We start from the raw sequence: 10,258 nt of genomic DNA on the forward strand, positions 1-10,258 counted from the left end.
TACAATAAGATTAGTTATAGTCTTTTTATAAACGAAAGTCAATCTTGACAAAAATAGAGTTTTTATAAGTTTAAATTTAAGCCCGGCTATCAGGAAGAAAGTCGGGCTTTTGAGCCAAATTTTGGATCAAATATTATTGCAAACTTAATTCGTTTACTTTTTGCCAATCCAGCTCATTCAATATCGTGATCTTGTCGTCGCCGATAATATAGAGATAATCATTGATATAGATCGCGCGTTTGACTGAATTCTGGCTGACGGCTTTTTTAAGTTCTAATTTATAGATACTATTCTTTTCAATTGTTCGTTTAGTACAAACTTCTTCAGGACTACAAGGTATGGTTATTAAATCATTTATAGAGGACAATCGTTTTACATAAGAAAATACATATCCGCCCTTGCTTCCGGGCAAAAAGAAAATATCATGCTTGGTGTCGAGCAAGAACGCGTGATAATTATTCGATACTTCAGTCCAATATTCATCCAGCATATATTTGTCCAATTCTACGGGGTTATTTTTATCGGAAACATCAAACAGCGAAATTTTTACCTTGTTTCCTTCCATGCCAACTCCTAAAATATGGGTTGCGTCCAGTGGGTGCAGGTAAGACGAATATCCGGGAATTTTTAGCTCTCCTGCCAATTTCGGATTTTTCGGATTCGATAAGTCAAGCACATAAAAAGGATCGGTTTGGCGGAAAGTGACGACATAGCCTTTGTCCTCGATAAAACGCACGGAATAAATTTGTTCGGTTTTTCCCAGATCCCTTACCGAACCGATCATGTCAAGGTTTTTGTCTAAAATTGTCACATCGTTGACGCTTTCGCCTGTGCCAATACCGTTAAAAATCCCCCATCTCGAGCCGATCGTCGATGCTATTCGCAAATTTTCTTTATATTCATCCATGGCAAAATTGTTCAACAGGTGTCCAGGAACTGCGCCGGTTGCCGTGATTTGGAATTTATTCAAATCAATTTTAACAATTCCGGTTTTTTCCAGATCACGATTATGCGCTTTGTAATAATCGCTCATCCGGTTCGTCATTTCGTTTCCCGCCTTTAATTTTTCATCGTCACTCAATGTGTTATTATATTTTTCTACAAGAGTCAATATTTCTTGAAGCTTGGAATTTTCACTGATATCATATTCTTCGAGTTTTATTACTTTTTCAGAGAGCCAGGATGGAAACAAGTCGCCGTTTTCTTTTACAAATCCGCTAAAAAATTTAGCTATGCTTTCATTGTAAGTATAGGTGGCGTAAATTGCGTTTTTTGAAACATAAACTACGGAGGAACCGGAAGAACCCACAAAAGAAACGGTGTCTTCGATCTTGCCGGTATTCGGATTCAAGACCATGGCGATAAAAGTCGAGTCGATCGGCACAGGCTGAACAGGGTGATAAATATCCGCGCATCTGATATTTAATTCAACGCCATTAACAGTTAGAGGCATAAGCGGGCATGGCCGCGGCGTGTTTATGTTGTTTCTGGTGATCAAATATATTTTTCCATTGTTAAGGCGCGAGGTAACTACCGAAGTATTGTTGTCCAGTTTTACAGTCCATCTTTTAACCGGTGATTTGGGGTTGGAAATATCGTAGCCGTTGATTTCTTGTCCGGATCCAGAGTAGTTTGTATTGGAAAAAACAACCAGGACATCGTTATTTAAAAGCAAATCTCCTTGTTTGTCGATTTTGCCGTCCAGCGCCAAATCTGCCGGCGGAAAAGCTTTGATAATATCGGTTTTTTCTTGCGGGATTGGATATGGGCGAATTGCATCCGGCACTATCATTTTTTGCTCTTCCCAAGATATGCCGGAGTTAACATCTCCTCGCATCATTGGGCCATAATAGTAGCGCTGGTTTCCGGAAAAATAAATTTCTTTGCCGTCGGTTTTTACGATATCCGGTTCGTCAATGCCGATAACTTGAACATTGGTTTCGGAAATTCTGTCCGGCGTGCCGCCTCCGCCAATCCCGTCTACGGCGCTTTTTTCCATCATAGCCGATGGAGACAGTGCTCGGTTCATCATGCTAAACGTATTAATTCCTCCGCCATATCCGCTTGATAATTTCGAGGAAGCTTCCAGATAATCTTTAAAATCCTGTTCGGACGAAAAATTCTTGATATCATTTGCGTTTTGTCCGCTCGGCAAACCGGGAATATAAGGCGCGATAACAGGAAGGATCGGATTAATGCGATTGATCTTCGCGAGCAAAACGACAAAATACAAGGAAAACGCCACAGCTAAAAACAAAAGAGCCGTTTTTAATTTTAAATTAAATTTATCGTCTTTGATATTTTTTTCCATAATATAAAAACTATTTAATTATAATTTGTTTATTATATTTTAGCATACTTGGTTTTTCTTGCCAATTTTATCTAAATTATGCCTTGCAAGATCGCCGTTCAGTCTCTAATATTGATACTTCAAAGTGCCGTTGCTTATTACCATTTCCAGGATAACCATACCGCTTTTGATCTCTTTTTTCTCTTTTATGCCTGCTAATTTTACGCTTATGGCGGTTTGGCCTTTTTTGGCATCATACTTAGCGCCTATATCAAATCTGTTTTTCGCCGAGATATTCTGCACCAATTCTTTCGGATTGCTGCTTTTATCCAAAGAATATTGAACGGCTATCTTGTTTTCTCTCGCGTTTATGACCGGTTTGTCGTCATATTGCAGACTTACGATTTCCGCCTTCAGCTCCTTCCCTTCATTTTTGTATTTCAAAATGACACTAAGTAAATTATTGGAGCAATTTTTGACTTGGTATTTTCGTAATATCCAGCCTTTTTCATCATCACTGTTTTTTTGTTTGTTTCCCTTTTCATCATCATTTTCTTTTTTTGACGGCAAAATTGTATAATTCGCTTCACTGCCATCTTTGATATTATGTACTTTTAGATCTTTTTTATCCGGATCAAATTTTATCGCGGCTTCTAACAAACTATTTTCTATAGTAAACGACCTTGTTTGCACATTTTCAATATTACCAGCGTTATCATATGATTTAAAAGTTAAGCTATGATTTCCGGCACTGGAAACGTTAAACTCGTTCGCGTAAATCACCCACCCTTTGCCATCCAAATTATAAACGGTTTTAGCTATGCCGGATAAATTATCAGTGGCGGTAAAAGAAATTTTTACGGCTCCGCTTGAGCAATTATTGTCGCCGGAAAATAATATTATAGTTGTCGGAGTTGTTTTGTCGATTTTAATTCCGTTAATTTCTGCTGAAGCGCTGTTGCCGGCTTTATCCGTTGCCGTGCCGGTTGTTCCCTGATCGACACCTTCGTTCGTCATCGTGACATTAGGCGAAATACTGGCAATTCCTGAAAGACCGTCACTGCCGTTAAAATGCACCGCGACATCAGTGTTGTGCCACCCGTTGGCATTGGCCAAAGGAGAGACTGCGCCGCTAATGACAGGCGTCGTCAAGTCGATATTAACTCCGGAGACGGATCCCGTTGCTTCGTTGCCGGCTTTGTCTTTGAAAACTCGGTTTCCTCCCTGATTCGCGCCTTCCAAATTAAAATTAACTATATCAGTAGAGCTCCCGTCAATATTGGAAAGACTATCAGTGGCCACAAAGGTAGCGATAACCGCGGTATTATTCCAGCCTTGGGCATTTGCTTCCGGATTGCGCACAACCGACACTTCAGGATTGGTTTTATCGATATTGATGCCTTTTACTTCCACTGAAGCGCTGTTGCCGGCTTTATCCGTTGCCGTGCCGCTTGTTTCCTGGTTGACGCCTTCCTGTGAGATCGTGGCAGTAGGGGTAACTGATTCGATTCCTGACAAATTATCCGAAGCGGTAAAATGCACTTTAACATTGGCGTTATACCAATTATTGGAATTTGCCAAAGTCAGCGGAGCCCCGGTAATTATTGGAGCGGTTTTATCTATATTAATATTGCCAACTTTAAAACTTGAACTATTGCCGGCAATATCTTCCGCCGTGCCGGTTATTTCCTGATTTTCGCCTTCGTTTGTCATTGTGGCATCAGGTGAAACACTCTTAATTCCTGAAAGACTATCATTGCCGTTAAAATGCACTGTGACATCAGTATTATACCAGCCATTAATATTTGGCAAGGTAGCGGTTGACCCTTCAACGACCGGTGCTGTCAGATCGATATTAACTCCGGATATGAACGCGGTTGCTTCATTTCCGGCTTTGTCTTTGAAAACTCGGTTTCCTCCCTGATCCGCGCCTTCCAAATTAAAATTAATTATGCTGGTAGAGCTTCCGTCAATATTGGAAAGGCTGTCGGTAGCCACAAAGGTAGCGATAACCGCGGTATTATTCCAGCCTTGGGCATTCGGCTCTGGACTGCGCACAACCGACACTTCAGGATTGGTTTTATCGATATTGATGCCATCGATCACCAGACTGGAATTATTGCCGGCCTTGTCAACGCATTGGCCGGAAGCCTGCTGTCCCGCTCCCTCCGAAGTGATTGCAATATTAATGGTCGGATTTATAGGGCCGGAAATATTATCAATGCAGGTAAAATTAACTGTCACATTTTGGTTGTACCAATTATTTTGATTCGCCGGTCGATCGGGTTGGCCGGAAATAACCGGAAGCGTTTTGTCGATTTTAATCGTCTGATTTTTAACTGTCCCTATATTGCCGGCTTTGTCTTTTGCCCGATAATATACCGTCTTTTCTCCTTCCTCGCTGATCGTAAAAACGGAAGAATAAATATTCCACAATGAATTATTAAAACTGTATTCGATCTTATCCACTCCGGAACCGCTGCTGTTGTCGATCGAAGTTATCACTGTCGAAACATCGGAAATATACCAGGAGTTTGTTCCCATACTGCCTGAAAAATCCGCGTCTGTCTGGGGAGCGATCGTATCAATGCTTATTTCTTTGATTTGAGTCAGTTCGACATTTTTCGCTTTATCAGTCGCCCGATAGTATATTTTTTTTATGCCTTCATCGCTTATCGCAAAGGGAGCTGAATACGTGTTCCAGTCCAAGCCATTCCAGCCGTATTCGATTTTTTCAACTCCGACCCCGCCTACGTTATCCTCCGCCTGCAAAGAAACTTGCACCGCGGAAGTATACCATCCGTTTTCCCCCGCAGTTCCGGATAAGTTAATGGTTGTCGTCGGCGCAATACTATCAAGCCACGCATCTTTCGCCACCCACGGCAAATTATCTATTCCGCCGGCGAAAATAGTATAAGGGTTATCGACGAATCGGTCTTTGTTGGCATCCGGACTAATCCAGCCGCTCCAATAATTTCCCCCAATCGGTTTATCGAGATTAAAAATATTTCCTCCCTCCGGCTTGTTATAAACCTGATAAGGAGAATTGATTATAAAGTTATTGTTGTAAAATTTATTATTTGGAGGCTCGGATCCTTCTCTATAAAGATATACTCCATAAGGCCTGTTGTTTTCGATAGTATTGCCCGTTATGGTATTATTAAATCCAAAAATAAAAATCCCGGTATTGCTATGGGATTTGATGATATTATTGATAATAAAATTATTCTTGGATCCGTTAATCAGATTGATTCCGTATAAACTGGAAGCGATCGTGTTTCCGGAAATCCTGACATTGGAGCTAGTGCCGGATATACTATTAACTGATATTCCGCCGGCAGAATTTAATTCGATCACATTGTTAATAAAATTGGTGTCGACTATAGCATTGGTGTAGATTCCGTAGGAAAAATTTCGAATAGTTAAATTTTTTATAGTTATACCGTTTTTTAAGTTAATATAAATGCCAAATCCGGTGATCGGAGTGCCGCCAACGTTTGAATATCCTGCTCCGTCCAGAGTTATTCCGTTGTTTTGAATTTGCACCGCTTCGTTTATATTTTTGGTTAAAGTGCAAGTTTTAGTGGTGGTATCCCAAACTCCGATATTTTTCAAAACACAATCCCCTCCCGTAGAATTATCGCTTATTAAAATCGTGCTGGGTCTGGGCTGGATAAAGATCAAATGTGATTTGGAAATGTCTTGGGTATAAGCATAGTTCCCGCTTTCGTCGGTCGTGAATGCTTCATGATTCGTGTAATCGTCCTCGTATTTATGGTATTCGGTCAACGGCAAAAAACCGCCAAGAGTCAAAACGCTGGATGCGGCGCCGGAATTGGCGTTTAAGCGGATAATTACCATATTAGGAACGGATTCCAAGGAAGCTTTGATATTCTCAGAGCTGTCCAGTTTTACATTTAAATATTGGCTATTGGTCAGTTCAAAATGAGTATTATAGTTTTCGCTGATTATGGATTTTATAAAATCGTTCTCTGGCAGAATTTCTTCCGCCGGTTTCGCGGTCAAAAGACTGTTTGCCAGCATGGATCTCTGTTGAGAAAGCTGCAAGCTTGATAAATTCACCGCCATCACGAGTAAGGCGGCAACAAAAGAACCGGCCAAAATTTTTTTCATATTTTAAAAATTATTAAGTTGTTTATTAATTTTTTGTTATTAAAATACTTGCCTTAATTTTATCATATTTTTTCCCGTTTGGCGATAGTATTGAATTTTTTCCCAAAATAAAGAGCCTTTATTCAGGCTCTCGACGGTATGATTGGTTTAAGAAGCAAAGCTTTTTGGGCGCGATTTTCTATAACCGGAAAAAGCGGGCAAAAATCTTCTATTAAGATTCTTAATCCGTTAATGCAAAGGATGATCCCGGTTTTATCTTCGGAAATTCGAAACGTCTGATCGAACCTAAGATAATAAATGCCTTTATCTTTTTGTTCAAGTTTGGCATCCATTATTCCCAGTTGCATTAAAGTTTTTTCCAAAGCGCCAATTTTTGTTTTTTCCGGTTCCGGCAGTTCCGGCTTTTTTATTTTTTTCAAATTGCCACCTCGCTTTTTACTTCTTGATTCCAATATTTTTTTAAGAAATCCAATTCAAAAGATTCCTTTGATTCTTTTTGTGTTTGTGTTATGTCTTTTTCTGCCATTTATTATTCCTCCCTTGATGACCAGAGAACTATTTTTTTAAAAGCAGTTATGTTTGCTGCCTTTAACGCATCCGCTTTTTTTGAGAAAAGAAAATGCGCCAAGGACACCAATAAAACAAAAAACTTTCCGCCAATGGAAAGAATTTTAAAAAACAAAAAACGACTTCTTATCTTTTCCTTTCGGTCAACTGATGGGCACCTTCCTAGGCTTGTCGCGCATAGGGGTTGCCGGGCGGGTCGTCGAGATCAGTACTCTATCCGCACTCTTGATAATATTTTTATTCAATTGTATTTTAATTATATCAAATTTTAAACTGCCGTCAAATCTATTGGTAAAAGTTATCCACAAAAAAATTTTAAGCAAAAAAATAAGCCGAAATTAATGTTCTCTTAATTCAGCTTTTCAAATGTTTAATTTTTTGGTTTTGCTTATTGTTTTTCTTTTTTTCACCTCTGCTAGTTTCTAGTTTTGCCATTTATTCATCAGCGGGTATCTATCTTGAATATAACCGTAACTTCCGCCGCCAATATGTCCTCTTATACTGTATGGTGTATCACCTATTCCGTCGCTTCCTGGCAGATCTTGGTTTATTCCATTCACAGAATCAGTACCGATGTAATCGCTCCAATAATTACCTCCACCCGGATATCCTGAATCCAAAGTATTTCCTTGATCATATTCAAAATATGCCTGCATGGTATTATCTACAAAATTATTATGATATATTTTATTATCCCCGCAGATATTCGGGAAAATACCATAATATTTGTTGTTCGATATGTTATTCTCGACAATAGTATTGTTATTACTAAGTCCGGTTAGATATATGCCTTCGAAATTATTTGAGGCATTATTACCAATGAGCGTATTATTACTGGACGACTGCAGATAAACACCGCGGCCATTATCTGAAACATTATTACCAATCAGCTTATTTTCTCGAGAAATATACAAATAGATCCCGCTATTGTCGTTGAATTTAACTTCATTATTTGTAATAATATTATTGTTTGAAACTACGCTTATGCCTCTATAGGGAGATGGGGTTGTCCTGATCTTAAATCCATCAAGAATAATTCCGTCTGCCGCTAAAACAACGGCATCATTTGCTGGTCCACTATTAATTATTGGTTTCCCTCCGTCATTGTTGATTCCTTTCAGTATTAACTGTTTGTTTACATACACATATTCGGGATATGTGCCGCTGTAAACATCGATCTCATCTCCAGTACTTGCATCGTTGATGGCTTCCTGAATACTTGTGTAGTCAGTGTTTTTATTGACATTATGTACAGGTCCGGTGGGCGTCGGCGTCGGAGTGGGTGTTGGGGTCGGATTGGGTGTAGGAGGCGGTGTCAGCGCGCTGATAGTAAAATATCCATCGCTCGTGTCAGTACGCTTTGAGTTTTCCATGCTTGTAACAATTATCTTGTAGTCAGTTCCTGTCTCATGAGTGGCAGGAATAGTCCAAAGATATGAACCATCGCCGTTATAGTCTGTTGGGACAAATATAGCAATGAGTTCGGTGAACAAGGGGGAAGAACCTTTCTGGAGTTCAATTTTTACTGATGTTGTCTGCTTTCCCGTATATTTCCACCGGATCTTTTGTTCGCTTCCAACCGGCCAGTTTTCTCCTCCGTTGGGTGAGAGAACTATAATTGAGTTTTTCGGCAGTTTGGATTCAAATGGCTCTTTTGTAGTAATCCATTCTATCGGATCTACGAAACCGTTAGGGTCAGGCCAACTACTATTAGGCATCTTTCCATACGGGTCTGAAGGAATTACTGCCCCTGGATGAATTCCAAAGTGTAAATGCGAACCAGTATTGTAAGGACCAACTGTCGCAAAAGAATCTCCTGCTTTCACTTTGATTGGTGGATTCACGTTACAAGGTGAACTGCATTTTAAACTTTTCTTGTCGGGTCTTACGTGTCCGTACAAAGCGAGAAATTCTTCCCCGGTATTTAGCTTATGCCTGACAAACAATCCGTAATTGTTGTCTCCTGCGACTGAATTCCATCCGCCCGTACTTACATAAACAATCTCACCGTCCGCAATGGCTAACACTTTAGTTCCATTGGTTGCGGCTATGTCTTGGCCTATATGGTAAAGGCCTGGTTGATATGGCGGCATATTGGGACCGCCTGCTAACCACTGACCATATGGATAGGGTTCTTTTACGCCTGTAGGATATGTAAATCCTGTGATAGTTTGTGCCGGTACTGTTGCTGTTGCTGTTCCAAGCAATACCAACATCAATATTACTGGAATGGCCAGTATACTTACCGCTTCTTTAATTTTTTCATTCATTTCTAGTCACTTTTTCTCCTGCCTTAAAGCAAATTTATTCAATTTTGAGGGTACTATGTCGTTTTTCCTCCGTTAGTAATATTAAAGGAAATAGAGTATTTGTCAAGAGTTTGTTATCGTAAAAAGTAAATTAAAAAGCGAGATTTTACTCGCTTTTTGGAAAATTATTCTAAGTCTAAATTTTAAATCTATTTGATAAATTTAAAAGTAGAGAGCATTTTACTCACAATTTTGTCATTTTTTAAAACTGTTAACTCAAGAACCTGTTCACCTTTTTTAATAAAATAAAAATCTGAAACAATATTTTTATTATCGGCAAATACAACCTGATAGCCGTTTACACCTGCGATTTGCGCTGGAATTATACTTATATTTTCTTTATTTGTGGCTCCAAACTGATTTTTTATACCGTCAGGAGTTAAAGATATATTAACGTCTCTTACGAAAAAAATTACCCCTTTTTTATTATTATATTGCGTTGCTACAGTAATAGCATTGTTTGCAATCTCTATTTCATTGCCAACTTCGTCGTATGAATTTAAAAAAATGTTTGATGGATATTTAAATTCATATCCATATTTCTCATTCCTGTATGTCTTCCAGTCCGAAATATCAACAACAGGCGTAGGCTCTACCGTCGATTGAATAGTAACCGGCGGATAATTTTTGAACGAAGGAAAATCAATAGCCATAATCAACGCTGTAATAAGAGCAAACAAAACAATGACAAAAATTAAAAGTGATTTTATAGATGGTAATTTATTTTCAGCCATAAATTATTTTAACAATTATATTTTCATTCTAACATAAAAATAATATAACAGCAACGACACAGACATTTTTTCTGTTTCAGGCGATGCATAAGTTCACATACATCTTGCACTCCATGAAACCCTAAATGGAGTTTTACAATTCAATCCATTCTAAATATACTGGTATTAAAGGTTTTATCACCTTGTATAATTACGCCTTAAAATACCAATATATGATCACTGCC

At 38.9% G+C, this 10,258-nt stretch carries 5 protein-coding genes; all 5 read right to left on the minus strand.

What is annotated here, in order from left to right:
- Positions 1 to 133: 133 nt before the first annotated feature.
- The 5 genes from Q8N37_04585 to Q8N37_04605 all read right to left on the minus strand — a co-directional run bounded on the left by Q8N37_04585 (position 134) and on the right by Q8N37_04605 (position 10,034).
- Positions 134 to 2,311: a beta-propeller domain-containing protein gene (locus Q8N37_04585; protein MDP3057759.1), complete on the minus strand. Its 2,178-nt coding sequence runs from the start codon at positions 2,309 to 2,311 to the stop codon at positions 134 to 136.
- A 105-nt stretch (positions 2,312 to 2,416) separates the two neighbouring features.
- Positions 2,417 to 6,424, minus strand: coding sequence for a NosD domain-containing protein (locus tag Q8N37_04590; GenBank protein MDP3057760.1), 4,008 nt, complete (start codon positions 6,422 to 6,424; stop codon positions 2,417 to 2,419).
- Between the two features lie 122 nt (positions 6,425 to 6,546).
- On the minus strand, positions 6,547 to 6,843 hold the full coding sequence (locus Q8N37_04595; protein MDP3057761.1) for a hypothetical protein: 297 nt from the start codon (positions 6,841 to 6,843) through the stop codon (positions 6,547 to 6,549).
- Between the two features lie 570 nt (positions 6,844 to 7,413).
- Positions 7,414 to 9,261 carry a NosD domain-containing protein gene (locus Q8N37_04600; protein MDP3057762.1) on the minus strand — a complete coding sequence of 616 codons (1,848 nt, stop codon included), beginning with the start codon at positions 9,259 to 9,261 and terminating at the stop codon, positions 7,414 to 7,416.
- Positions 9,262 to 9,449: 188 nt separating this feature from the next.
- Entirely contained in the window at positions 9,450 to 10,034 is a 585-nt protein-coding gene (locus Q8N37_04605; protein MDP3057763.1) for a PsbP-related protein, read from the minus strand.
- Between the last annotated feature and the right edge of the window lie 224 nt (positions 10,035 to 10,258).

The sequence above is a fragment of the bacterium genome, from assembly GCA_030693205.1.
Lineage (GTDB): Bacteria > Patescibacteriota > Minisyncoccia > JAHIHE01 > JAHIHE01 > JAHILZ01.